The sequence below is a fragment of the Burkholderia sp. FERM BP-3421 genome (genome assembly GCF_028657905.1).
GTDB lineage: Bacteria > Pseudomonadota > Gammaproteobacteria > Burkholderiales > Burkholderiaceae > Burkholderia.
The window spans coordinates 1,419,206-1,442,403 of sequence record NZ_CP117782.1 but is presented as its reverse complement, the minus strand read 5'-3'; the positions used below and the strand labels follow the sequence as shown (position 1 = coordinate 1,442,403).

The following is a 23,198-nucleotide window of genomic DNA, read 5'->3' as shown; positions in this document are numbered from 1 at the left end:
GATGGCACACGACATCCAATTCGCCGACGGCGCCGCGCCGTTCTCGCAGTCGCAGCAGTTCCACGACATCAAGAACGCGGCGCACGAACATCTGCTGACCCGCATCGAGGAGCTCGGCGCGGAGTTCGGCCGCTGGTCGCGGCAGGCGATCAACCAGTTCGTCGACCTGGAGATGGACAGCTTCGTCCGGCTGCGCCGGATTCCGCTCAACGAGAACGAGGTGCGGACGATCGCCGAGGCCCTGACCAAGGAGCTGGCCGGGTTCGGGCCGATCGAGGATCTGCTGGCCGATCCGCACGTCGAAGACATCCTGATCAACGGCTACAACGACATCTATGTGTCGCGCCACGGGATCCTCGAGAAGCTGCCGGTGCGCTTCACCGACAACGCGCACCTGCTGCGGATCGTGCGCCGGATCCTGGCGCCGATCGGGCGCCGGCTCGACGAGTCGAATCCGATGGTCGACGCGCGTCTGCCGGACGGCGGGCGGGTCAACGTCGTGATCGAGCCGCTGTCGATCGACGGTCCGATCGTGTCGATCCGCAAATTCCGCAAGGATCCGCTCAAGCCGTCCGACCTGCTCGGCAACGGGACCTACAACGACGAAATCGGCGCGCTGCTCCAGGCGGCCGTCGCCGCGCGCTGCAACGTCCTCGTGTCGGGCGGCACCAGCTCCGGCAAGACTTCGCTCCTGAATGCGCTCGCCTTTCATATCCCGGAGGTCGAGCGGGTCGTGACGATCGAGGATACGGCCGAGCTGTCGCTGAACCACCCCCACGTGGTGCGGCTCGAAAGCCGGCCGGGCGGCTTCGACGGCAGCGGCGTCGTGACGATTCGCGACCTGCTGCGCAACACCTTGCGGATGCGGCCCGACCGGATCATCGTCGGCGAAGTGCGCGGCGGCGAAGTGCTCGAAATGCTGCAGGCGATGAACACCGGCCACGACGGGTCGATGGGCACGGTGCACGCCAGCTCGCCGCGCGAATGTCTGTACCGGCTCGAAATGCTGGCGGGCTTCGCGGGCTTCCAGGGCACCGAGTCGAGCCTGCGCCGGCAGATCGCCAACGCGATCGATTTCATCGTCCAGATCGGCCGGCTCTCGAACGGGCGGCGTCGCATCCTGTCGGTGACCGAAGTGACGGGCCTGTCCGACAACATCATCGCGACCCAGGAGCTGTATCGCTACGAGCCGCGCGTGATGGCCGACGGCGAGGAAGTCGACGCCTGGGAGTCGCTCGGCATCCATCCGCATTCGCCGAAGCTCACTCGCTTCCGCCAGACGCTCGCGCCGGCGGGCGGCGCGGCCGCGGGCGACGGCTTCGGGCGCGGCGGCGGCGGAGGCTTCAATGTCTAGCGCCGCCCTCTGGGTGCTGGTCGTCGCGCTGGTGCTGGCGGCCGGCGCGCTGGCGCTGTGGCGGCGCGGCGACGCGCGCCAGGAGCGCGCGCATACCGCGCGCTTCATCGACAGCCGGCTCGAACCGATGGCGCGTCCGGTCGACAAGCCGGGCGCGGCGGCCGCTGCCGCCGCGCCGAAGGCGGCGGCGCGCCCCGCGAGCGCGGGCAAGACGCTCGCGGGCTGGGCGCGCTGGCGCGAACAGCTGCTCGAATCGTGGCTCAATTTCTCGAATCGCGCGGGTCTCGACGAGGTCCGGGGGCGGATCATCCTGCTGCTCGTGGTGATCGTCGTGCTGTCGCTGTGGGCGTGGGCGGAAGGGGGCCTGCTCGCCGCCGGCGCGACGCTGATCGGCGGCGTGACGCTGCTGGTGTTCTGGCTGGTGTCGCGCATGCAGCGGCGCCGGCTGCAGATCGTCCGTCAGCTGCCGTCGTTCCTCGACGGCATCGTGCGGCTCGTGACGCTCGGCAACAGCGTGCCGGCTGCGTTCCAGGCCGCGCTGCTGGTGACCGAGGCGCCGCTGCGCGGCTGTCTCGACCACGTGTCGCGGATGCTCCGCTCGGGCGTCGAGATCGATCGCGCGATGGTGTACATCGCGCAGCTGTACCGGGTGCGCGAATTCGAACTGGTGGGCTCGGTGCTGCGCCTGTCCGTGAAGTACGGCGGCCGCGCCGACGTGATGCTCGATCGCATGGCCGTGTTCATGCGCGATCTCGAACAGGCGGAGCGCGAGCTGATCGCGATGTCCGCCGAGACCCGGCTGTCCGCCTGGGTGCTCGGTTTGCTGCCGGTCGGGATCGGCTGCTTCGTGATCGCGACCAGTCCGCAATATTTCGGTGCGATGTGGTTCGACGAGTTCGGTCGCCAGCTGGTCTACGTGGCGTTCCTGTTGCAGATCGCGGGCGGCTACTGGCTGTACCGGCTTGCCCGCCTCAGGTGATGACGATGGATTCCAGCCGTCTTGGTGCGATTGCCCTCGGTCTCGGCGCGTTCGGCGTGCTGTTGCTGGCCGTGCTCGCCGTATTGCGGGCCGTGCTGGTCCAGCGCAGCGAAAAGGCGCTGGTCGAGGCGCTCGATCAGCGCGCGGCGGCGGTCGAGGCCGCCGCCGCGCGCGCCGTGCAGGCAGGTGCGCCGGCCGCGCGCGCGCAGCCGGCCGACGAACCGCCCGCCGGGCGGCAGCGCTTCGCCACCTTGCTCGATCGCGCGGGCAAGATCGGCATGGACCTGCTCGATACGCGGATCGGCCAGCGGATCGTCGCGGAAGAGGACCGGCGGCTGCTCGAACAGTGCGGCTACGTCGACACGCGCACCCGCGGCATCTTCCTGAGCGCGCGGATCGTCTGCGCGCTCGCGCTGCCGATCGTGGTCGCGGTGCTGATCAGCGGGCGCGTGCAGGAAAGCCGCTGGACCCTGTGGGTCGGCGTCGCGATGATCGTCGGCTTCATGCTGCCGAAGGTCTATATCCGGCGCCGCGCGAATGCGCGCCGCCAGTCGGTCGTCGACGAACTGCCGCTGCTCGTCGACATGCTGCGGCTGCTGCAGGGCGTCGGCCTGTCGCTCGACCAGAGCATGCAGGTCGTGATCAACGACTTCAAGGGCATGCTGCCGGTGCTGTCGTCCGAGCTGGGGATCGCGCAGCGGCAGTTCGGCGCCGGGCGCACGCGCGAACAATCGCTGCAGCGGCTCGCGACGAGTTTCGGCAACGAGGATCTGCGCGCGATCGTGCGGCTGCTGATCCAGGTGGATAAACATGGCGGCGCGGTACAGGAGCCGCTCAAGCAGTTCGGCGACCGGCTGCGCGACGTACGGCGCTCGATGCTGCGCGAGCGGATCGGCCGGCTGACCGTGAAGATGACGGGCGTGATGATCCTGACCTTGCTGCCGGCGCTGTTCATCGTGACGGCCGGCCCCGGGATGCTCGCCGTATTGCATACGCTTGGCCAGGCGGCGAGCCATTGAGCGCGCCGCGCAACGAGAGGACATCATGAAACGATCCGCTTCATCGCCCATGCTCGCGGGACTCGCGCTGTGCGCGCTGGCGCTGGCCGGCTGCGCGTTCAAGGAGCAGGGCTACGGGATCGGTCCGCAGGCCGAACGGGCCGCGCTGATGCAGGCGGCCGCGGACAAGAATGCGACGCCCGACACGCCCGGCATGTACCTCGGGCTGATCGGGCGGATGCAGGCGCAGGGGCTGTACTACGCGTCGCTCGCGCACATCGACGCCTACGAGAAGCAGTACGGCGTGCTGCCCGACACGATTCTGCTGCGCGCCGACGCGCTGCGCGCGACCGACCAGCCGGTCGCGAGCGCGGCCGCCTACCAGCAGCTGCTGAACACGCCGCTCGCCGCGCGCGGATATCGCGGGCTGGGATTGCTGGCGGGCGCGTCGGGCGACTTCGCGCGGGCCTCGCGCGAACTGGCGCAGGCGTCGGTGCTTGCACCGACCGACCCGCTGACGCTGTCGGATCTCGCCTATGCGCGGATGCGCGAGGGCGATGTGGCGGGTTCGCGGGTGCCGCTGATGAAGGCGGCGGAGCTGGACCAGAGCAATCCGAAGATCCTGAGCAACCTCGCGTTGTTCCTGAGCGCGAACGGACATGCGCGCGAGGCCCTCGGGCTGATGAACGAGCAGAAGCTGGCGCCCGAGGTCCGCGCGCAAATCCGCGACGACGCGGCGAAGATCAGCGCGGCCATGCGCGCACGGGAACGCGCCACCGCGCCGCAGGCGCCGCTGGCCGGCGCGCCCGCGGCGGCCGGGGCTGGGGCAAGCGGGGTCAGCACGCAGGCCTTCGATCCGACGGTGCCGCTGTTGCAGCGGTTCGCGCGCTGAGAGGGTGGCCATTTACCGGGGGATGATCATGACGCACGTATTCGACCATGCGACGAACCGGGCCGCGACGCGGCGCCGGTGGATCAGTGCCATGCTGTTGGCGGGCGCACTCGGCGCGTCGGGCGCGCAGGCGCAGGCTCAGCCCGCCCAGGCCGCGCCCGTCAACGCGACGCCGCCCGCCTCGGAAATCGGCCACGCGACGCTGGCGTGGCTCGACCTGCAGGGCAGCAACCGGGCCGCCGTGCAGGAACAGCCGATGCTCGGCGCGGCTGCGTCGCTGGCGTACCAGCGCTATCTCGATTCGTTCAAGAACAAGATCCCGGAATTCTTCGGCTCGGCGGCGTCCTCGAGCGGCGGCGGAGGCAGCAGCAGTTCTTCGCTGACGCCGGCGTCCTCGTCACAGTGAGGCGATCATGTCCCACGCCCGCACCTTGAAACGCCGGCCGCCACGCGGCAGCCGGCGTGAACGCGGCTCGCTCGCGGTGATGGCGGTGTTGTGGCTGCTCGTCGCCACCATCGTGCTTGGTGTCATCGACATCGGCAATGTGTTCTACGTGCGGCGTAATTTGCAAAGGGTCGCCGACATGTCGGCGCTTGCGGCCGCGCAGAAGATGGACGACCAGTGCATCCAGCCGACCGCGACCGCACAGCAGAACGCGACCGCGAACGGCTTTTCCAGCACGCTGCAGGTCGCGTGCGGGCGCTGGGATATCCAGAACAACGCGCCGCCCAGCTATTTCTCGGTGGGCGGGACGCAGCTGAATGCGGTCCAGGTGACCGTCTCGCAGAACGTGCCGTACTTCTTCATGGGGCCGGCCCGCACGGTGCAGGCGGTGTCGACCGCGCGCGCCACCAACACCGACCAGTTCACGATCGGCACGACGCTCGCGAGCCTGCAGAACGGCGCGGTCAACCAACTGCTCAACGCGCTGCTCGGCACGAGCCTGAATCTGAGCGTGGCGTCGTATCAGGCGCTCGTCGGCTCGACGATCAAGATCCAGGATCTGATGGTGGCGGCGGGCGTGGGGACGGTCGATCAACTGCTCTCGCTGCCGGTGACGGCGGGGCAGTTCATGCAGTTGATGCTGAACGCGCTGACGCGCACGCAGGTCGTCAATGCGAACCTCCAGGCTGCGATCGGCGCGATGCAGACGATCGTCAATGCGCAGGTTCCGGGCGGCAACCTGATCAATGTCGGCAGCAGCAACGGCGGATCGGGCGTCATCGCAGTCGGGCTCGCGAATACGCAGGCGGCGGTCGATGCGCAGATCAACGTGTTCGATGCGATCATGGTCTCGGCCGAGGTGGCGGCGGCGGGCAAGCCGGCGGTGCAGTTGGCGACAGGGCTGCAGTTGGCGGGGCAGGGCGTGACCTTGCAGGTGCAGATCATCGAGCCGCCGGTACTGGCAGTGGGCGAGGCTGGGATGAATCCGTCGACCGGCCAGTGGCGGACGCTGGCCCGGACGGCGGCGGTGCGGCTGTACCTGAATATCGGGCTGGGGACGGCGAATCTGGCGACCGCCGGGTTGGGCTTGCTGGGAGCGATAGTCGGCAACTTGCTCCCGATCAGCGTCCAGCTGCCCGTGGCCTTGCAGATCGCCCCGGGTACGGCCTGGTTGCAGTCGACCAACTGTGCGACCACGACCGCCGCCAGCACGGCGGTGGTCGGCGTGCTGCCCGGGCTCGCGAACCTCTGCATCGGCACGCCGCTCGGCCTGAATGCGAGTCAGGCGTTTGGCTGCAACAGCGCAACGATCGTCTCGATTCTCAATTTGATCACGATCCAGGCGAATATCCAGGCGATCGCGACCTTGCCGCAGTCGAGCGCGGCCACCTTGACGTTCAATGGGATCACGGGCGATTCGGATGATTACCAGACGGCGAACTCGAACGCGGTGGGTTCCGTGCTGGGCAACGCGGTGCAGAGTCTTGCTCAGGGCTTGAGTTCGCCAAACGGCCTGACGGTGACGATCCTGGGACTGCCGCTCGCCTTGGGGGCGCAGGGCTTGGGTTCGATCATCAGCGCCCTGACGCCGCTGTTGACGCCGCTATACAGCACCCTCGACGCGCTCGTCGTCCCGCTGCTCAACCTGCTCGGCGCCCAGATCGGCTCCGCCACGGTCCACAACGAGGCGCTGACCTGTCGCGCATCGCAAACGGTTTATTGAAGATAGTCGCTTACGATGAGAAACACGAACGCAATCGAAGAGCTTGATCTGTATGTCTGGGAAGGCAAGGCCGATATCGTCGACCGGGTCGCCCGCTGCATGGCGAGCTTCGATGTCGAGGTGATCCGCGCGGACAGCGTCGTGCTGTCGCCGGAGCGCACCGCGCTGCGCCCCTCGCTCGCGATCATCAGCGTCAGCATGATCGAGAGCGGCGCGGCGTTCCTGCGCGACTGGCAGGCCAACATCGGCATGCCGGTCGTGTGGGTGGGCGCCGCCCGCGGCCACGACGCTTCCCAGTATCCGCCCGACTACTCGCACATCCTGCCGCTCGATTTCACCTGCGCGGAACTGCGCGGCATGATTTCGAAGCTCGCGACCCAGCTGCGTGCGCACGCCGCGAAGACGCTCGCGCCGAGCGCGCTCGTCGCGCATTCCGAATGCATGCAGGCGCTGTTGCAGGAAGTCGACATGTTCGCCGACTGCGACACCAACGTCCTGCTGCACGGCGAAACCGGCGTCGGCAAGGAGCGCATCGCGCAGTTGCTGCACGACAAGCATTCGCGCTACCGGCTCGGCGAATTCGTGCCGGTCAATTGCGGCGCGATCCCCGATGGCCTGTTCGAGTCGCTGTTCTTCGGCCACGCGAAAGGCTCGTTTACGGGCGCGGTTGTTGCGCATAAAGGGTATTTCGAGCAGGCGGCGGGCGGCACGCTGTTCCTCGACGAAGTCGGCGATTTGCCGCTTTACCAGCAGGTCAAGCTGCTGCGGGTGCTGGAGGACGGCGCGGTGCTGCGGGTCGGCGCGGTGACGCCCGTGACGGTCGATTTCCGGCTGGTCGCGGCGAGCAACAAGAAGCTGCCGCAACTGGTCAAGGACGGGCTGTTCCGCGCGGATCTCTACTACCGGCTTGCGGTGATCGAGCTGTCGATCCCCTCGCTCGAGGAGCGCGGCGCGGTCGACAAGATCGCGCTGTTCAAGTCGTTCGTGGCGTCGGTGGTCGGCGAGGAGCGGCTCGCCGCGCTGCCGGATTTGCCGTACTGGCTCGCCGACGCGGTCGCCGATACCTATTTCCCGGGCAACGTGCGGGAGCTGCACAACCTGGCGGAGCGGGTCGGGGTGACGGTGCGGCAGACGGGCGGTTGGGACGCGGCGCGGCTGCAGCGGCTCGTCGCGCACGCGCGCAGCGCCGCGCAGCCGGTGCCCGCCGAGAGCGCGGCGGAGGTCTTCGTCGATCGCAGCAAATGGGACATGACGGAGCGCAGCCGCGTGATCGCCGCGCTCGACGCGAACGGCTGGCGGCGCCAGGACACCGCGCAGCAGCTGGGCATCAGCCGCAAGGTGCTGTGGGAGAAGATGCGCAAGTATCAGATTTTCGACGAAGAGCCCGAAGCCCGCGAAAGTGAGTGATAATAGGAAGCTTGTAGGCAGAATTAAAATTAATCTGTGCGGGAATCTCTAAATGAGCCATAAAAGGGTATTGGGGAGCGCATTCATTGCGCTGGCAGCGATGGGAGGGATGCAAGGCGCTCAGGCGCAGGCATTGGACAGCGATTCGGCAGCCGCGCCCGCAGCGGCCGCGGCGCCTGCCGCCGGTGTGCTGAACCTGTCGACGGCCGCCCCGCAACCGTTGCCCGCGACGAACCCGCAGCCCGTGCAGCCCGACGCGAGCGCGCAGAGCACGATCGACGATCTGCAACGCCAGATCCAGTCGCACGACCTGACCGAGATGCGTACTGCGTACAACGGCAGCTACGGCGCGAGCCTGTTGTTCAATATCAAGGAAGGCACCTATTTCGTCGCGCTGTTCCAGCAAAAGGCATTCTGGCGCGTGATCAAGACCACCAACGAGGTGCGCGCCGAGGCGATCTACCGCGATTTCTCCCGGCAGGCGGAGTCGTTGGCCACGACCGAATTGCAGTCGGCCCGGCTGGAATCGCAAAAGGCGCAGACCGATCGCCAGATCGCGGTCGTGCAGCAGCGGGCGAGCCGCCTGCAGGCCGACTTGAGCGTCGCGCGCGAGCAGCAGACGGCGGTCGCGAACCGCCAGAAGGCGACGCGCAACGAAGCCGCGGCGTTGCAGGCGCAGAAGGAAGCGTTGCAGGCGCAGTTGCGGCAGTTGCAACAGCAGGTCCGTTCGCTGCAGCGGCAGGCCGACGCGGGTTTGCCGAACACGCACTGAGCGGGGGCTGAAAACGGGGAACGAAGCCTGCGGGTTTCGTTTCATCGGACCCGCGGCAAGCGAAACAGCCGGACAAAAAGAAAAGGCAGGCCCGATGGCCTGCCTTTTTTGCTGCCGCGCGCGGCTTATTCGCTGTCGGTCGGGCCGAGCGGGCGGCGGCGGCGCGTGACGATCACGGGGCCGGCGCCGTTGTTGCTGCGCTCCGGCGCGGACGGGGCGCCGCCCGCGCCATCGTGCGGCGCGCCATACGAGGTGTCGCGGGGCTCGCGCGGGGTGTAGTCGCCGCGCGGCTCACGGGGCTCGCGCGGGGCGTAGCCGTCGCCGCGGGATTCGCGCGGCGGGTAGCCGTCACCGCGCGATTCGCGACCGCCGCCATGCGAGCCGTACGGGCTGTGGCCACCGCCTTCGCGGCCGCCGGGGCGGCCACCGCCGTGACCACCCGTGCGCGGCCCGCGCGGGCCGCCCGGGCGGGAACCGCCGGTGTCGAGCTGGATCGTCGAAATTGCGCGCTTGTAGATGCCTTGCAGACCGACGGGCGTGCGCAGCATCACCAGGTACTGATCGAACGACTCGATGCATCCCGTGAGGCGAATGCCGTTGACGAGATAGATTTCGACGCGTTTGCGCTCCTTGCGCGCGGCGTTGATGAAGTCGTTTTGCGGATGGGATTCTGCAGGATTGGCCATTGAGAAGCGGCAGGAGCCGGCGTCAGATGAGAGTTATGCGTTAGCGCGGCGCGCAAAGCGCACCGTGTTTGGCGGGATTTTACCCTGTTCGACCCAGGTGCGTGCGCGTGTGTTTGTGTCTAACCGTTACCCACTATAGACGCTTGGGCCGGTTTGCGCGATTTGTCCGTTCGGCCGAACGCCGTCCGGCGGGGCGCGACGGCGATGTGACCGTGGCCGCGACGGCGCGGGCTGCGCGCGCCCGTGACAGGGGCGTGACGGCGAGGCGGACCGGCTGCGCCGTGCTTGCGCCGGGCGCGACGCGCGGGGGCGAACGGGCGCGGGCGGCCCGCCTCGCGGCGTGGGCGGCGGCGCGGCCCGATGTCGCGTCGCATGGCGGCGGTCAGAACTTGTACTCGGGATTCTTCGGGTCGAAGGTCGCATCGTCGAAGGGGTTCGGCGCGATCTTCTCGAACACGATCCGCTCGAAGATCCGTCCGTCGTTGTCATAGGACTCGACGGTCCGGAAGTAGGGCTGGCGCAGGTCGAGCCCGAGCGTTTCCTTCTTCGCATAGAACTGCGGCCGGCCGGTCGGCGTCTCGTAGGTCAGCGCGACGACGCGCACGCCGCCGAGCGTCTTCACTTCGACATGGGTCGGCCGGCTCACTCCGGCTTCCAGGTACTTCTTCCCTTCGGTCAGGTATTGGTTGGCGATGTACTCGGTGCCGAGGTCGCGAACCTGATGGTTCGACTGCGAGCGCGCGAGTGTGCCGTCGATCGCGGTCCACATGGGGATCTTGCCGAGCAGGCCGCCCAGGTGCCCGTACATCTCGTCGCTGCGCTTGGTGGCGTCGTAGATCGTTTCCTGGCCCGCGTGCGCGCCGTCCGGCAGCCATTTCGCGTAGATCCGCAGCGGCTCGCGCGTGGTCCGCACGAGCATGTGGTCCGGCGTATCCGGCCATTTGCCGCGGATCCGCTCCTCGCGCCGCATCGTGAATTCGTAGGACGGGTAGCCATTCGGACCCGCGGCGATATAGCCGGGCACAGCGAGCGGATCGAGCGCGGTGAACAGGGCGGTCAGCGTCGCGTCGTCGAGTTTTTCCAGCGTGCCCTGGCGAGCGGCCGTGCGCAGCCAGCGCGATTGCTGCTCGACCGGCAGCTTCACGACCTTCGCGAGGTCCGGCGGCAGGGCGGCCGCTTCGGCGGCGGGCGTTGCGTCCGCCGCCGCCGGGCCTGCCGCGAGTGCGAGGGCGCCCGCCAGCGCCGTGGCCGCGAGCCGCTTGCGCAGCCGTTGCGCGGACGTGCCGCGTGCTTCGATCTGTGTCATCCCTGCCTCCCGGAAATAGGCCGACAAAACTGCTTAGTGCTCCTTTCGGCTCGCAAGTTTCGCCAGCGCCTCATCGCGCAGCGCGCGGCGCAGGATTTTCCCGACGTTGGTCTGAGGCAGCGCGTCGCGGAACTCCACCAGTTTCGGGGTCTTGTAGCCGGTCAGGTTCTTGCGGCAGTGGGCGAGCACCTCGTCGACCGTCAGCGACGCGTCGCGCGGCACCACGAACACCTTGACCCGCTCGCCCTGCACCGGGTCCGGCACGCCGATCGCGGCCGCTTCCCGGATGCCGGGGTGCATCACCAGGACCTCCTCGATCTCGTTCGGATAGACGTTGAAGCCCGACACCAGGATCATGTCCTTCTTGCGGTCGATCAGGCGGACAAAGCCCTTGTCGTCCATCACGCCGATGTCGCCGGTCGAGAACCAGCCCTCGGCGTCGATCACCTTCGCGGTCTCGTCGGGGCGCTGCCAGTAGCCGCGCATCACCTGCGGCCCCTGCACGCACAGCTCGCCCGGTTCGCCGAGGTTCGCCCAGCTGCCGTCCTCCTTGCGCAGGCGCACCCGGGTCGACGGCGCGGGCAGGCCGATCGAGCCGCTGAAATCGTGCATGTCCTGCAGGTCGACCGGGTTCATCGTGACGATCGGCGAGCACTCGGTGAGCCCGTAGCCTTCGACGATCGGGCAACCGGTGACCGTCTTGAAACGCTCCGCGACCGAGCGCTGCATCGCCATGCCGCCCGCCATCGCGAGCTTGAGCTGCGAGAAGTCGCGGCGCCGGAATTCCTCGTTGTCGAGGAACGCGTTGTAGAGCGTGTTGATGCCGGTGATCCCCGTGAAGGTTTCGTTGCGCAGGATCTTCATCACCATCCTGGTGTCGCGCGGATTGGCGATCAGGATGTTGCGGCCGCCCAGGCCGATGAAGATCAGCGCGTTGAGGGTCAGCGAGTAGATGTGATAGAGCGGCAGCGGCGTCAGCACGGTCTCGACGTCGCCCGTCATCTGGTCCGAGACCCACGACTTGGCCTGCAGCAGGTTCGCGATCAGGTTGCCGTGGGTGAGCATCGCGCCTTTCGCCACGCCGGTCGTGCCGCCCGTGTACTGCAGGAACGCGAGCGCGTCGCGGGTCAGCGGCACGGGCGTGGCCGGACGGCGCGCGCCCTGCGCGAGGGCCGTCCGCAGCCGCACCGCCCCGGGCAGGCGATAGGCCGGCACGAGCTTCTTCACGCGCTTGAGCACGAAGTTGATCAGCCGGCCTTTCGCATTGAGGCCGTCCGCGAGCAGGTCGCCGAGCGCGGTCACGAGCACGTTCTCGATCACGGTGCCGGGCAGGGCCTCTTCGAGCGTCTTCGCGAAATTCTCGAATACGACGATCGTTCGCGCGCCGCTGTCCTTCAGCTGATGCGCGAGTTCGCGCGCGGTGTAGAGCGGGTTCACGTTGACCACCACGGCGCCGGCCTTCAAGGCGCCGAACAGCGTGATCGGATACTGGAAGGTGTTGGGCAGCATGATCGCGACCCGGTCGCCGGGCCGCACGCCGATGCCTTGCAGGTACGACGCGAACGCGTCCACCTTGCGCGCGAGCGCGCCGTAGCCGAGCTTCGCGCCCGCGCTGAGATAGGCGGTCCGATCCGTGTAGCGCGCCGTGCACTCGTCGAAATACTGGACCAGCGATTCGTACTGCGTGAGATCGATCTCATGCGGCACGCCGCGCGGATACGAGGCATACCAGACGCCATCGGTGTTCGGCGTCTGGGCCGCGGCGGATACGACGGGGGCGGTCATCGGAGTCTCCTGGCTGATGATCTCGACGCGCCGGCGCGCGACGGCGCCGGGCTGCGCGGCGTGCGCCGCGCGCTGCGGGGTGGGGTGGGTCAGGTCGTGTGCGGCTCGGGCGTATCGGCGGGGGCGCTCTGGCGAACCGGCGCGATGCTCTGGGCAAGCGGGCACAGATCGGGCGGCAGCGTCGCGCCGGCCGCCGCCGCATCGCCGAGCACGGCGGCGAAGATCGCGAGCTGGGTCGCGTCCGGCATCGGCGCCTTGAGCGCGGCGACGATCAGCGACGACAATCGCGCGATCAGCTGCACGTCGTTCATCGTGCGGCCCTGCGAGAATTCCTCGATCAGGCTGTCGGTCTCGGCGCCCGCGAGCGCGCCGGACAACGCACCGATCGCGTAGTGCAGCCGCCAGCCGAGTTCGGCGCGCGGCAGGTTCGGCAGCGCGCGCTGGAACGCATCGAAGAAGCGGCCCGCGACGCTGGCGTAATGCGCGGTCAGGAAACTGCGCACGAACGTCGACGGATCGGTGTAGGCGCGCCCGATCAGCCGCAGGAACGCGCGGCCGCCGCGCTGCGGATCCCGCGAGGCCTGCAGCGCGGGAATGAACATCGCCCCGAGCACGTGCTCGCAGGTCACGTTCGCGCCGAGCTGCGCGTCGAAGCGATCGAGCAGCCGCAGGCGCTCCTCGTTGAGCTGATCGAGCCGCCGCGACAGCATGGCGTGGATCAACGCCTCCTTGCTGCCGAAGTGATAGTTGACCGCGGCGAGATTCACCGCGGCGCGCGAAGTGATCTGCCGCATCGACATCGCCTCGAAGCCATGTTCGATGAAGAGATCTTCGGCCGCATCGAGGATGCGCGCCTTCGTCCCGCCGGATTGCCGGCTGGCTTGACGAACTGCCATGTTCCGCCTCCCATGCCGGTTTCCCGGCCCGCGAACAAGCGATTCAAATATGTAATTGAAACAACCGTTTTTATTAAGATAAAAAGCGTCGAGGGTCGGCGGCAAGCATCTTTGTCGATAGATTCCTCTAGAGTTTGAGGTGCGTTGCAGCATGAAAAGGCGCGGGGCGCGCCGTGGCGCGCCCCGCACGATGATGCACTGCACTTCGTGTGGCTAGGCGGCGGTGCTGGTCGCGGCGGACTGCGTCATGTCGATGCCGCGCCGTTCGCGGCTGAACAGGATCAGCACGGCGATCACGACCGCGACGATGCCCGCGACGATCGCGAGCGCGAGCCCATAGTTGTTGTCGTGGCTGACCGCGATCTGCGCCTGCCAGGTGGCGTTGCCGGCCGCGAGCAGATTGCCGAGCTGGTAGACGAAACCGGGGAAGGTCGCGCGGATCTCGTCCGGCGAGATCTCGTTCAGGTGGACCGGGATCACGCCCCATGCGCCTTGCACCGAGATCTGCATCAGGAACGCGCCGATCGCGAGCGCGACCGCGCCGCTCGAGAAGGCCCACAAGGGCAGCACCGGCAGCGCGATCAGGGCTGCGATGAAGATCGCGCGGCGCCGGCCGATTTTTTCGGAAAGCGAACCAAAGGTCAGCCCGCCGACGATCGCGCCGATATTGAGCACGATCGCGATCAGCGACACCGTGTGCGGATCGAACTGATGCTGTTCGCGCAGGAAGGTCGGGTAGAGATCCTGGGTGCCGTGCGAGAAGAAATTGAACGCGGTCATCAGCACGACCGCGTAGACCGACAGCTTCCAGTTCTGCCGCAGCGTGGCGACGAGGCTCGGGCGCGGGCGCTTCTCCATCTGCTTCCAGGCGGGCGATTCGGGCACGTGCGAGCGCACGTAGAGCACGAGCAGCGCGGGCAGCACGCCGACCATGAACATGCCGCGCCAGCCGATGTACGGGTAGAGCACCCCGAACACCACCGAGGCCAGCAGGTAGCCGCTCGGATAGCCGGCCTGCAGCAGCCCGGACACGGCGCCGCGCGAATGGGTCGGCACGGTTTCCATGGTCAGCGCCGAACCGACGCCCCATTCGCCGCCCATCGCGACGCCGAACAGCGTGCGCAGCACGAGCAGCGCCGCGAGGCTCGGCGCGAAGCCGGACGCGAGTTCGAGCAGCGAGTAGCAGGCGATGTTGACCATCAGCGTCGGCCGGCGGCCGAACCGGTCGGCGAGACGCCCGAAGATCAGTGCGCCGATCGGACGGGCGGCGAGCGTGAACGTGACCGCGAGCGCGACGGCCGGTATTTTCGTATTGAATTCGGCTGCGATATCTTTCAGCACGAACACCATCAGAAAGAAATCGAATGCATCGAGTGTCCAGCCGAGATAGGCCGCAATCGTGACGTTTCGTTGTTCTCGGGTCCAGCTCATGACTGCGGTCTCCTGGTGAGGCGCGCCGGAATCGCTTGCGCCGTCCCGCTGCGCGCGCGGCGGGCGGTACGTCGAGTGTACGCCGCCCATCGCACGGTCGTGGCTTTTGCCGGTTCCGATCGGGATTAATCCCTATGAAAATAAGCCGGGTGATATGCGAGAGCTTAAATCGGGCGATCGCGAATGAAAGAAATGTATTTTTAAATTAATATCGAGTTAATTTAATTGAAAGAATTGGAATGCGTGGACCAGGAATGCAAGGAGCGCGACATGCACGCTGTTGAAGGGCCGGCGCTGCCGGTGTTCGAGACCGGGCGCCTGTGGCTGTGCCCGAGGCGGCTCGCCGATCTCGAGGCCTGCCTCGCGATGGACCGCGATCCCGAGGTGACCCGGCACATCGCGGGCCCGTGGGCGGATCCCGTCGAGCATCGGCGCTTCGTCGAGCATCGAATCCTGCGCGACTATCCGGCCGGGCTCGGCTACTGGTCGATCTTCGAGAAAGCCGACCCGGCGCGCTTCGTCGGCTGGGTCCTGCTGATCCCGGATTATTCCGAAGGTGGCCGCGAGGTCGAGATCGGCTGGCGTCTCGTGCGCGAGGCCTGGGGGCGCGGCATCGCGAGCGAGGCCGCGGCGCGGATCGTCGCGCACGCGTTCGGGACGGTGCGGCTGCCGCGCATCATCGCGGACATCGCGGCCGAGAACGCAGGCTCGCTCAAGGTCGCCCGCAAGCTCGGCATGCGCCGCGTGGAGATCGTGCAGGACGGCCGGCCTTACGTCCGGCATCGCCTCGAACGCGGGGATCTCGCGCAAGATTGACGTCCCCGGGGCCACAACGGATTAACGGCCGCGCGATTCCGCTGTATCGTTGCCGGCATTCTCGTTTCGGAAGGACTCCATCATGGCGCTTGGCAACGATGTGCACCTGGTTCCCGCAAAACTCGAGGCGCTGCGGCCCACGCAGATGACGGTGGGCTATCGCGAGGTGAAGGCGAAGCGCAAGCACTGGAAGAGCCTGAGCAAGAAGGCGCGCAAGGCGGCGATCGAATCGCACTGGTTCCCGGCGGTGCTCGGGCCGGACCAGCAGTACTTCATCGTCGATCACCATCACCTCGGCCTGGCATTGATCGAGGAGGGCGTGACCGACGTCAAGGCGATGCTGCTCAAGGATCTGTCGTGGCTCGACGAGACGATCTTCTGGCGCATCATGGAGCACAACCAGTGGGTGCATCCGTTCGGCATCGACGGGCAGCGCCATGATTTCACCCGGCTGCCGAACGTGCTGACGGGCCTCAAGGACGATCCGTATCGCAGTCTCGCCGGCGAGCTGCGCACGGCGGGCGGCTATGCGAAGGACGCGACGCCGTTCAGCGAATTCCTGTGGGCCGACTACCTGCGCCCGAAGATTCCGCTGGCCAGCATCCGGAAGGATTTCGCGAAGGCGCTCGAGGCGGCGCTCAATCACGCGCATGCGCAAGACGCGCGCTATCTGCCCGGCTGGTCCGGACTGATCGTGCCGAAGGCCTGACGCTCCCTGTTCCTTTCGTACGCCGAGGCCCGCATGGACACTCCGAACCGCCCCGATGCCGGGCCGCAGCATGTCACGCATTTCGCCGCGCTCGATACGCCGCCGGCGCCGCGCGGCGAGCAACTGGCGCGGGACGCGCTCGCCGGCGTGTCGATCGCGGGCTTGCTGATTCCGGAGGCCGTGGCCTATGCCGGCCTCGCGAACCTGCCGCCGCAGGCGGGCCTGATCGCGCTGCTGGCGGGGCTCGTGGTCTATGCGCTGACAGGCAGCAGCCGGTTCGCGATCGTGTCGTCGACCTCCTCGTCGGCCGCCGTGCTGGCCGCGACCGTGCTGTCGGAGTCGGGCGGGGGGGCGGCGGCGCAGCTTGCGCTCGCCGCGGCCCTCGTCGCGACGACCGGGGTGCTGTTCATCCTGGCCGGGGCGGCGCGGCTCGGCGGCATGTCCGATTTCATCGCGCGCCCGGTGTTGCGCGGCTTCACGTTCGGCCTCGCGCTGACGATCGTCATCAAGCAATTGCCGAAGATCCTCGTGGTGCCGGTCAGCCATAGCGACACGCCGCATGTCGCGCTCGATCTGCTGACGGGCCTCGCGCATGCCAACACCTACAGTCTCGCGCTCGGCGCGGCGGCGTTGGCGATCCTGTTCGTGCTCGGGCGCCGCTCGCGGGTGCCGGCGACGCTGATCGTCATCGTGCTCAGCATCGCGCTCGGCTACTGGATCGACTGGTCGCGCTATGGGATCGCGGTGGTGGGGCACATCGACCTCCAGCATCTCGCCTTCGGCGTGCCCGCGCTCGACCGGGCGGCATGGATGCAGACCGCCGAGCTGGGCTTCGCGCTGATGCTGATCCTGTACGCGGAATCCTACGGCTCGATCCGCAATTTCGCGCTCAAGCATGGCGACACGGTATCGCCGAATCGCGATCTCGTCGCGATCGGCTGCGCGAACCTCGTCTCGGGCCTGTGTCACGGGATGCCGGTCGGCGCAGGGTATTCGGCCACGTCCGCGAACGAGGCCGCGGGCGCGCAGACCCGGGTGGCGGGGCTGTGCGCGGCCGTGGTGATCGCGTTGATCGTCTGGCTGCTGTTGCCGCAGCTCGCGCGCACGCCGGAAGCGGTGCTGGCCGCCATCGTGATCTTCGCGGTCAGCCATTCGCTGCACCCGGCGGTATTCCGGCCATACTGGGCGTGGCGCCGCGACCGCCTCGTCGTGCTCGCGGCCCTGCTCGCGGTGATCGTGCTCGGCGTGCTGCACGGCCTGCTCGCCGCGATCGGCGTGAGCCTGCTGCTGACCCTGCGCAAGCTGTCCGAGCCGAACGTGAGCGAGCTGGGCCGGCTGCGCGACAGCCACGACTTCGTCGATATCACGATGCATGCCGATGCGAAGCCGATCCCGGGCGTGCTGATCGTGCGGCCCGAGGCGCAGTTGTTCTTCGCGAACGCCGAGCGCGTGCTGAATCGGGTGCGGCAACTCGCGCACGAGGCCGCGACGCCGGTCGACACGATCCTGCTGAGCCTCGAGGAGTCGCCGGATGTCGACGGCACCACGATCGAGGCGCTCAAGACCTTCGCGGCCGAATGCGACGCGCGCCATTGGCGGCTGGCGCTGGTGCGGCTCAAGCCGAGCGTGCTCGAGGTGCTGCGGCGCGCGGGCGACGACACGCTGAAGCCGACGTCGCTGTCCGAGCTGAGCGTCGACGAAAGCCTGCAGATATTGGCGCGCGCGGGTGCGGCCGGCTGAGGCGGCCGCGGCCGCTGGACCCGCGGACGGCCCGCCGACGGGGCGTGCGACCGGCTCGTGCGGCGCCCGGGCAGACGGCGCGGCGCCTTGATTACGGTTGACCGGCGCGTCGGGATGCGCATAATCCAAGGCGGGGCGGCCCGCTAGGCGTAGAATGCGCGCAGCCGTTGCGGCAGGCCGGTTGCAGCGGGCGATCCGGATGAGAAACGCGCAGGGATACTGTACAGTGCTGTTCCGTGACCGTGCATCAGGCACGGGACGGGTGGCGCTTCCCACATGCGCTTCCGGCGATATGAACCAAACAGACTGAATTGCACGATGGGTTTTGAACAACTTGCCGAGTTGAAAAAGCAACTCGCGGCGCAAGCCAAACAGACGAAACAGGCGAAGCAGGGTCAGTCCACCGGGCAAGCCCGGCCGGCTGACGGCAGGCCGAAGCGGCCGGCCGAGAGCAAGCCGAAGGCTGCCGCGCCGCGCGCGAGGGCGCGCGAACCGCGTGAGCCACGCGAGCCGGTCGATCCGCTGGTCGAATCGATCTGGCACCTGCAGAAACAGTTTCCGCAAGCATTCCCGAAAAAGCCTGCCGCCAAGGTGCCGCTCAAGCTGGGCATCCTGAAGGACGCCGCGCAGCACCTGGAAGCGCTGGGCATGACGGAGGCCCAATTGCAGCAGGCGATCGCGACCTGGTGCCAGGGCAGCCGCTATTGGGCATGCCTCGTCGAGAATGCGGTGCGCGTCGATCTGCAAGGGCAGGCCTCGGGCACGGTGACCGCTCAGCAGGCCGCGCACGCGCGGCGGCTCGCGTCGCGCCGGCCGCAGGGCAAACGGCCCGCCGGCCAGCGTCCGGGCACGGACAAGGCTGCTGCACCGGCTGCCGCTGCGGCCCAGCCGGCGAACGAAGCCGGCGTGGACGCACCGCAAGCGGTCGACGCAAGCGCGGCATCGCCCGCCGACGCAAGCTGAACCGCCGCTCGGGGAGCCGTGGCGCGTGCCGCGGCTCGTCGGACGGGCCGCATGCGTCCTGGAGCATCAGGGGGCTTCGACCCTCTTGCCCGTCTGCTCCGCGAATTCACACCGATCGTTGCCTTGCGTGCGTCGTCACGTCCGGCGCCGCTTCGTCGCGCGCCGGCCATGCTCAGCCCAGCGCCGCATGCGCGACCCGGCAAGCGGCCAGATCCCAGGCCGCGCAGCCCACGCTCTTGAAAAGCCAGGGCGCGCGCGTGTCGATATCGCTCTCCTTCAGTCGCTCCGCAAGCGCGGCGACCTTGCTCCATGCCACGTCGGCCTGGATCAGGTCGCCGGCCTCGTGCCGCGCGCCGTCGGGATCGTCGACCACGATGCGGCTGCCGCGCACGGTGTGCGACGCGATCTCGGCCGCATCCGGCGTGAACGCGCCGACGCCGACGACCAGCCGTCCCGGGCGGGCGTCTTCCGTGTAGACGGGCGTCTTGCTCGTCGTGAGCGTCACGACGACGTCGACGGACGCGGGGATCCGCGCCGTTTCCAGCGCGCGCAGGCCCGGCGCCGCTGCGCGGTGGCGCGAGACGAAGGCGCGCGCGTCGTCCGGGGAGCGGCTGTGCACGTACAGGACCGCATCCGGAAACAGCGCGCCGAGTGCGTCGGCGTGACAGGCGGCTTGCCCGCCGGCGCCGATCAGCAGGATCTCCCTGGGCGACTGAGCGCACAGTGTGTCGATGCCGAGCGCCGTCATGACGGCCGTGCGGCGTCCGGTGACCGTCGGGCCGTCGAGCGCGAACGCGATCTGTCCGCTGTGCGCATCGCAGGCGACGACCTGACCGTGAATCGTGGGCAGCCCGCGCGAGGCGTTGCCCGGGCAAACGTTGATGAGCTTGTGGATCGCGAGGTCGTCGCCGCGAGCGGGCATCGAGAGCATCACGCCGCCGTCGTGCAGCGGGACGACGAGCCGGGCGGGGCTGACGACGCGGCCGGCGTCGTATTCGAGAACGGTATCGCGCAAGGTGGCGAGAAGTGCGTGGTGGTCCAGCAGTGCGGCGGTTTCCTGGGCATCGAAGTTGCGTTCGGAACGAGGCATGGTGTTGACCTGGGGCGGAGTGGGGGGCGCACGAGCCGACCGCGCTCATGCGAGGCTTGCGCTGAATTTAGGCCACTTCTGGTACGAGAATAATCCAGATTACTCCTGATGGTTAGGTGTTGGTATCGTCTGGAGTCCATCGGCGGCATCCAGGCGCGCTGCATACGATCGACTGATGCGCGCGCGTTCACCATCGGGGCTTTGCGTTAAGATTTCGCCATAATTGGTTGTGTCTGGAACCAATGTCACAACCCGTGCGTTTCCGGTTGCGACGTGGCTTGCCCCTCTGTTTCCCGTCCGGTCAAACACCATGACTCCATCTAGCTCTTCCGTCGACGCGGCGTTCCGCCCCTTGCAGATCTACGAACAGGTCGCGGCGAAGCTGCGCGCGGAAATCCGCGCGGGGCATGTCGAGGCGGGCGCGCGCCTGCCTTCGGAGCGCGAGCTTGCGACGCGCTTCGGCGTGGGCCGGCCGGCGGTGCGGGAGGCGCTGGGCGCGCTGGCGAACGAGGGGCTCGTGCAGACCCGGCGCAACTCCGGGACCTACGTGGCCGACGACGCCGTCAGCCGGCTGGCGGCGGGAAGCGCCGCCGGGCGCGTCGAGGCGGCGGACTACAGCCCCACCGCGACGCTCGGCGTGCGGCTGATTCTCGAGCCCGCGATCGTGCGGCTCGCGGCGGCCAGGCGCAAACGGGACACGCTCGCCGAGCACTATCTCGAACAGATGGAGTCGATCGTCGACGTCTCGGATCCCGTGCAGCAGGCGCTGTGGAATGAGAGCGATCGCCTGTTTCATCGGCAGCTTGCGATCATGACCGGGGATGCGCTCATCGCGAAGATCGCCGACGAGATCGCGGCGACCATGGACCAGCCGCTGTGGCGACGGCTCAAGGAAGACGGCATCTACGATCCCGCGCGCATCCGCTTGTACGTGGCCGAGCATCGGTTGATCTACGAGGCGATCCTCGACGGCAATGCCGACGCCGCCGCGTTTTACGTCGAGCAGCACATACACCGGGTGCAGCGAGATATCGCGCCCAAGTGAGGAGGCGGGCGCGCAGGGGCTTCACGCTGCGGGGCTATCGATGTTGGTAAGAACGGATCCAGTTTTCATGAAATTGGATCTTTTCTTATCCAGATTGTCGAGGCAATTTCCTTGATCTTGCGGCTATTTTGAGATTTATTCGTGGATATGGCCTGGCGGCGGTTGGCGAAGTGGTATAAATAAAAACCACTATGGTTGGCTTGATCGGTCTCCCGTACAGTGTCCGTGACGTCACCTCGCGGAGGTGAGGCGAATCGGACACCACGGGACGGCCAGATGCTTCAACTGAGCGGGCGCGACAGCGCAATGCTGGACGGTGCGCACGGCGAGGGCGTCGCGCGGGCGATGCGGATCGTGGCGCGTACGGCGGATGTCATGTCCGCCCCGCGCTTGATCGACGTGAGCGCCGCTCATATCGACGGTTGTCTGTATCACGGCCAGGCGAGTCTCGATTTCGTCGAGTATTTCGTCGCCAGCGGCGCGCGCGTTGCCGTGCCGACGACGCTCAACGTCGGCTCGCTCGACCTCATCCATCCCGAGCTGTATCGCGGCGACCAGCAGGTGCGACGCGACGCGCAGCGGCTGATGGATGCCCATCTGCAGATGGGCTGCGAAGCGAGCTTCACCTGTGCCCCTTACCAGCTTGCCCGGCGTCCGGCGCGCGGCGACCAGATCGCATGGGCGGAATCCAATGCGATCGTGTTCGCCAATTCGGTGCTGGGCGCGCGCACCAGCCGCTACGGCGATTTTCTCGATCTGGCGGCCGCGATCACGGGCAGGGTGCCCTATGCGGGGCTGCACGTCGAAGCGAATCGCGCCGCGCAAATCGTCGTCGAGGCGCCGGACTTCGCGCGGCTGCCGTCGCGCGACATCTACTTCGCGACGCTCGGGCTGTGGCTCGGCAAGCGCGTGGGGGCGACCGTGTCCGCGATCGTCGGCCTGCCGGCCGACACGACCGAAGACGAACTGAAGGCGCTCGGCGCCGCCGCGGCGTCGAGCGGCGCGGTCGCACTGTTCCACGCGGTCGGCCTGACGCCCGAGGCCCCCACGCTGGACGCGGCGCTGCAAGGCCGGGCGCCGCTGCAAACGGTGGCGGTCGCGATGGCCGATCTCGTCGACGTGCGGCGTCGGCTGAACAGCGCGTCGCCCGGCGATCCGCTCGTCGCGGTGGCGCTCGGCACACCGCACTTCTCGCTGGCCGAATTCGAGCAGCTCGCGGTCTTGCTCGCGCCGCTCGACGGCCCGCTCGGCTGCGATTTCTATGTGAACACGAGCCGCTTCGTGCTCTGGCAGCTGACCGAGGCCGGCATGCTGGCCGGCTTCGAGCGCCTGGGCGTGCAGATCGTCGTCGACACCTGCACCTACATCACGCCGGTGATGAAGCAGATGTCCGGGCGGGTGATGACCAATTCGGGCAAGTGGGCGTCCTACGCGCCGGCGAATATCGGCGTGAGCGTCGCATACGGCAGCCTGCGCGAGTGCGTGCGGTCCGCGATCAACGGAAGGGTGTGGTTCGATGACGAAACGATTCGATAACGCGGGCGCCGGCGCGGCGTGGTCGGGTGCCGCGCTGGTGGCGGGGCGCGCCTGCGCCGACCTGATCGTGCTGGCGCAGCCGCTCAGCTTCTGGGGGGGATACGACTCCGCCTCGGGGTTGATCATCGATCGGCAGCATCCGCTCGCCGGACAGAGCCTTGCGGGCAGGATCATCGTCATGGCGCGCGCGAAAGGCTCCAGTTCCAGCAGCAGCGTGCTGGCGGAGGCCATTCGCCATGGCACGGGGCCGGCGGGCATCGTGTTGCAGGAGCGGGACCTGATCCTGGCGATCGGCGCGATCGTTGCGGCCGAGTTGTACGACCTCCACGTGCCCGTGGTCTGCCTCGATGCGACGGACTTCGAGCGGCTCGCGGCAGCGTCGGGGCGGCTCCGGATCGATGCGCCGGCGGCGCCGGGCCGTGCGTGGCTCGCGCTCGACGCCGGGCCGGTATAGCCCGCGAATCAGCCGCGAGATCGGGATCGGATCTCGCGGCTTATGTTTCGTCATCCATATCGATTCGATCCGTCGATGCCGCGGCGACGGGTGTCGCGACATCCGCATCCGCGCGGTGTCGCGAGGGCCCCTTTGTCCTGGGCCGGCCGGCGGCGCGCAAACCTGGAGGGG

Annotated in this window: 21 protein-coding genes; 15 read left to right on the top strand and 6 right to left on the bottom strand. The window is 68.0% G+C overall.

All coding sequences use genetic code 11. The features are described 5' to 3' along the window. The first annotated feature begins 1 nt into the window (after nt 1). Genes Bsp3421_RS22425 through Bsp3421_RS22390 form a run of 8 tightly spaced genes read left to right on the top strand, consistent with a single transcriptional unit; the run spans nt 2 to nt 8,570 of the window. Nucleotides 2–1,354 carry a CpaF family protein gene (locus tag Bsp3421_RS22425; RefSeq protein WP_274003544.1) on the top strand — a complete coding sequence of 451 codons (1,353 nt, stop codon included), beginning with the start codon at nt 2–4 and terminating at the stop codon, nt 1,352–1,354. Next, the gene (locus Bsp3421_RS22420) at nt 1,347–2,333 is read left to right on the top strand and encodes a type II secretion system F family protein (protein WP_274003542.1); all 987 of its coding nucleotides are present in this window, start codon (nt 1,347–1,349) and stop codon (nt 2,331–2,333) included. The genes Bsp3421_RS22425 and Bsp3421_RS22420 overlap by 8 nt, the downstream gene beginning before the upstream one ends. Before the next feature lie 5 nt (nt 2,334–2,338). After that, nucleotides 2,339–3,352: a type II secretion system F family protein gene (locus Bsp3421_RS22415; protein WP_274003539.1), complete on the top strand. Its 1,014-nt coding sequence runs from the start codon at nt 2,339–2,341 to the stop codon at nt 3,350–3,352. Between the two features lie 25 nt (nt 3,353–3,377). After that, nucleotides 3,378–4,223, top strand: a complete 846-nt coding sequence (locus tag Bsp3421_RS22410) for a pilus assembly protein (RefSeq protein ID WP_274003537.1) — start codon at nt 3,378–3,380, stop codon at nt 4,221–4,223. 28 nt (nt 4,224–4,251) lie between these two features. Next, nucleotides 4,252–4,629: a DUF3613 domain-containing protein gene (locus tag Bsp3421_RS22405; protein ID WP_274003535.1), complete on the top strand. Its 378-nt coding sequence runs from the start codon at nt 4,252–4,254 to the stop codon at nt 4,627–4,629. A gap of 7 nt (nt 4,630–4,636) precedes the next feature. Next, nucleotides 4,637–6,391: a TadG family pilus assembly protein gene (locus Bsp3421_RS22400; RefSeq protein ID WP_274003533.1), complete on the top strand. Its 1,755-nt coding sequence runs from the start codon at nt 4,637–4,639 to the stop codon at nt 6,389–6,391. Between the two features lie 15 nt (nt 6,392–6,406). After that, nucleotides 6,407–7,798 carry a sigma 54-interacting transcriptional regulator gene (locus tag Bsp3421_RS22395; RefSeq protein ID WP_274003531.1) on the top strand — a complete coding sequence of 464 codons (1,392 nt, stop codon included), beginning with the start codon at nt 6,407–6,409 and terminating at the stop codon, nt 7,796–7,798. A gap of 52 nt (nt 7,799–7,850) precedes the next feature. Beyond that, nucleotides 7,851–8,570 (top strand): DUF2968 domain-containing protein, encoded by a 720-nt coding sequence (locus tag Bsp3421_RS22390; protein WP_274003529.1) that lies wholly within the window; start codon nt 7,851–7,853, stop codon nt 8,568–8,570. A gap of 125 nt (nt 8,571–8,695) precedes the next feature. Here Bsp3421_RS22390 and hfq read toward each other — a convergent pair whose 3' ends face one another. The 5 genes from hfq to Bsp3421_RS22365 all read right to left on the bottom strand — a co-directional run bounded on the left by hfq (nt 8,696) and on the right by Bsp3421_RS22365 (nt 14,674). Next, a complete protein-coding gene (gene hfq, locus Bsp3421_RS22385) occupies nt 8,696–9,256 on the bottom strand; it encodes an RNA chaperone Hfq (RefSeq protein ID WP_274003526.1) in 561 nt (186 codons plus the stop codon). Between the two features lie 382 nt (nt 9,257–9,638). Then, nucleotides 9,639–10,562 carry a DUF1571 domain-containing protein gene (locus Bsp3421_RS22380; RefSeq protein ID WP_274003525.1) on the bottom strand — a complete coding sequence of 308 codons (924 nt, stop codon included), beginning with the start codon at nt 10,560–10,562 and terminating at the stop codon, nt 9,639–9,641. Nucleotides 10,563–10,595: 33 nt separating this feature from the next. Next, nucleotides 10,596–12,347: an AMP-binding protein gene (locus Bsp3421_RS22375; protein WP_274003523.1), complete on the bottom strand. Its 1,752-nt coding sequence runs from the start codon at nt 12,345–12,347 to the stop codon at nt 10,596–10,598. 89 nt (nt 12,348–12,436) lie between these two features. Continuing rightward, nucleotides 12,437–13,243 (bottom strand): TetR/AcrR family transcriptional regulator, encoded by an 807-nt coding sequence (locus Bsp3421_RS22370; protein ID WP_274003522.1) that lies wholly within the window; start codon nt 13,241–13,243, stop codon nt 12,437–12,439. Between the two features lie 213 nt (nt 13,244–13,456). Further along, on the bottom strand, nt 13,457–14,674 hold the full coding sequence (locus Bsp3421_RS22365; protein WP_274003520.1) for an MFS transporter: 1,218 nt from the start codon (nt 14,672–14,674) through the stop codon (nt 13,457–13,459). Between the two features lie 270 nt (nt 14,675–14,944). Here Bsp3421_RS22365 and Bsp3421_RS22360 point away from each other — a divergent pair, with 270 nt between their 5' ends. The 4 genes from Bsp3421_RS22360 to Bsp3421_RS22345 all read left to right on the top strand — a co-directional run bounded on the left by Bsp3421_RS22360 (nt 14,945) and on the right by Bsp3421_RS22345 (nt 18,902). Next, nucleotides 14,945–15,490 carry a GNAT family N-acetyltransferase gene (locus Bsp3421_RS22360; RefSeq protein ID WP_274003519.1) on the top strand — a complete coding sequence of 182 codons (546 nt, stop codon included), beginning with the start codon at nt 14,945–14,947 and terminating at the stop codon, nt 15,488–15,490. A gap of 82 nt (nt 15,491–15,572) precedes the next feature. Further along, nucleotides 15,573–16,199 (top strand): ParB-like protein, encoded by a 627-nt coding sequence (locus Bsp3421_RS22355; RefSeq protein WP_274003517.1) that lies wholly within the window; start codon nt 15,573–15,575, stop codon nt 16,197–16,199. Between the two features lie 33 nt (nt 16,200–16,232). Beyond that, entirely contained in the window at nt 16,233–17,939 is a 1,707-nt protein-coding gene (locus Bsp3421_RS22350) for a SulP family inorganic anion transporter (RefSeq protein ID WP_274003514.1), read from the top strand. Nucleotides 17,940–18,215: 276 nt separating this feature from the next. Next, nucleotides 18,216–18,902, top strand: coding sequence for a ProQ/FinO family protein (locus tag Bsp3421_RS22345; RefSeq protein WP_274003512.1), 687 nt, complete (start codon nt 18,216–18,218; stop codon nt 18,900–18,902). Nucleotides 18,903–19,074: 172 nt separating this feature from the next. Here the strand turns inward: Bsp3421_RS22345 and lhpI are convergent, their stop codons facing one another. Next, the gene (gene lhpI / locus Bsp3421_RS22340; protein WP_274003511.1) at nt 19,075–19,992 is read right to left on the bottom strand and encodes a bifunctional Delta(1)-pyrroline-2-carboxylate/Delta(1)-piperideine-2-carboxylate reductase; all 918 of its coding nucleotides are present in this window, start codon (nt 19,990–19,992) and stop codon (nt 19,075–19,077) included. A 310-nt stretch (nt 19,993–20,302) separates the two neighbouring features. Here lhpI and Bsp3421_RS22335 point away from each other — a divergent pair, with 310 nt between their 5' ends. From Bsp3421_RS22335 to Bsp3421_RS22325, 3 genes are all read left to right on the top strand, one after another. Continuing rightward, nucleotides 20,303–21,037 (top strand): FadR/GntR family transcriptional regulator, encoded by a 735-nt coding sequence (locus tag Bsp3421_RS22335; RefSeq protein ID WP_274003509.1) that lies wholly within the window; start codon nt 20,303–20,305, stop codon nt 21,035–21,037. Between the two features lie 276 nt (nt 21,038–21,313). After that, nucleotides 21,314–22,573: an aconitase X catalytic domain-containing protein gene (locus Bsp3421_RS22330; RefSeq protein WP_274003507.1), complete on the top strand. Its 1,260-nt coding sequence runs from the start codon at nt 21,314–21,316 to the stop codon at nt 22,571–22,573. Then, the gene (locus tag Bsp3421_RS22325; protein WP_274003505.1) at nt 22,554–23,027 is read left to right on the top strand and encodes an aconitase X swivel domain-containing protein; all 474 of its coding nucleotides are present in this window, start codon (nt 22,554–22,556) and stop codon (nt 23,025–23,027) included. Before Bsp3421_RS22330 ends, Bsp3421_RS22325 begins: the two co-directional genes overlap by 20 nt. Nucleotides 23,028–23,198: the final 171 nt, after the last annotated feature.

Bases quoted from the DNA above. Each gene is read 5' to 3' on its own strand.
- Bsp3421_RS22425 (WP_274003544.1), top strand. From the start codon at position 2: ATGGCACACGACATCCAATTCGCCGACGGCGCCGCGCCGTTCTCGCAG.
- Bsp3421_RS22375 (WP_274003523.1), bottom strand. From the start codon at position 12,347: ATGACCGCCCCCGTCGTATCCGCCGCGGCCCAGACGCCGAACACCGAT.
- Bsp3421_RS22370 (WP_274003522.1), bottom strand. From the start codon at position 13,243: ATGGCAGTTCGTCAAGCCAGCCGGCAATCCGGCGGGACGAAGGCGCGC.
- Bsp3421_RS22360 (WP_274003519.1), top strand. From the start codon at position 14,945: ATGCACGCTGTTGAAGGGCCGGCGCTGCCGGTGTTCGAGACCGGGCGC.
- Bsp3421_RS22415 (WP_274003539.1), top strand. From the start codon at position 2,339: ATGGATTCCAGCCGTCTTGGTGCGATTGCCCTCGGTCTCGGCGCGTTC.
- Bsp3421_RS22405 (WP_274003535.1), top strand. From the start codon at position 4,252: ATGACGCACGTATTCGACCATGCGACGAACCGGGCCGCGACGCGGCGC.
- Bsp3421_RS22325 (WP_274003505.1), top strand. From the start codon at position 22,554: ATGACGAAACGATTCGATAACGCGGGCGCCGGCGCGGCGTGGTCGGGT.
- hfq (WP_274003526.1), bottom strand. From the start codon at position 9,256: ATGGCCAATCCTGCAGAATCCCATCCGCAAAACGACTTCATCAACGCC.
- Bsp3421_RS22400 (WP_274003533.1), top strand. From the start codon at position 4,637: ATGTCCCACGCCCGCACCTTGAAACGCCGGCCGCCACGCGGCAGCCGG.
- Bsp3421_RS22335 (WP_274003509.1), top strand. From the start codon at position 20,303: ATGACTCCATCTAGCTCTTCCGTCGACGCGGCGTTCCGCCCCTTGCAG.
- Bsp3421_RS22365 (WP_274003520.1), bottom strand. From the start codon at position 14,674: ATGAGCTGGACCCGAGAACAACGAAACGTCACGATTGCGGCCTATCTC.
- Bsp3421_RS22330 (WP_274003507.1), top strand. From the start codon at position 21,314: ATGCTTCAACTGAGCGGGCGCGACAGCGCAATGCTGGACGGTGCGCAC.
- Bsp3421_RS22410 (WP_274003537.1), top strand. From the start codon at position 3,378: ATGAAACGATCCGCTTCATCGCCCATGCTCGCGGGACTCGCGCTGTGC.
- lhpI (WP_274003511.1), bottom strand. From the start codon at position 19,992: ATGCCTCGTTCCGAACGCAACTTCGATGCCCAGGAAACCGCCGCACTG.
- Bsp3421_RS22380 (WP_274003525.1), bottom strand. From the start codon at position 10,562: ATGACACAGATCGAAGCACGCGGCACGTCCGCGCAACGGCTGCGCAAG.
- Bsp3421_RS22390 (WP_274003529.1), top strand. From the start codon at position 7,851: ATGAGCCATAAAAGGGTATTGGGGAGCGCATTCATTGCGCTGGCAGCG.
- Bsp3421_RS22350 (WP_274003514.1), top strand. From the start codon at position 16,233: ATGGACACTCCGAACCGCCCCGATGCCGGGCCGCAGCATGTCACGCAT.
- Bsp3421_RS22395 (WP_274003531.1), top strand. From the start codon at position 6,407: ATGAGAAACACGAACGCAATCGAAGAGCTTGATCTGTATGTCTGGGAA.
- Bsp3421_RS22345 (WP_274003512.1), top strand. From the start codon at position 18,216: ATGCGCTTCCGGCGATATGAACCAAACAGACTGAATTGCACGATGGGT.
- Bsp3421_RS22420 (WP_274003542.1), top strand. From the start codon at position 1,347: ATGTCTAGCGCCGCCCTCTGGGTGCTGGTCGTCGCGCTGGTGCTGGCG.
- Bsp3421_RS22355 (WP_274003517.1), top strand. From the start codon at position 15,573: ATGGCGCTTGGCAACGATGTGCACCTGGTTCCCGCAAAACTCGAGGCG.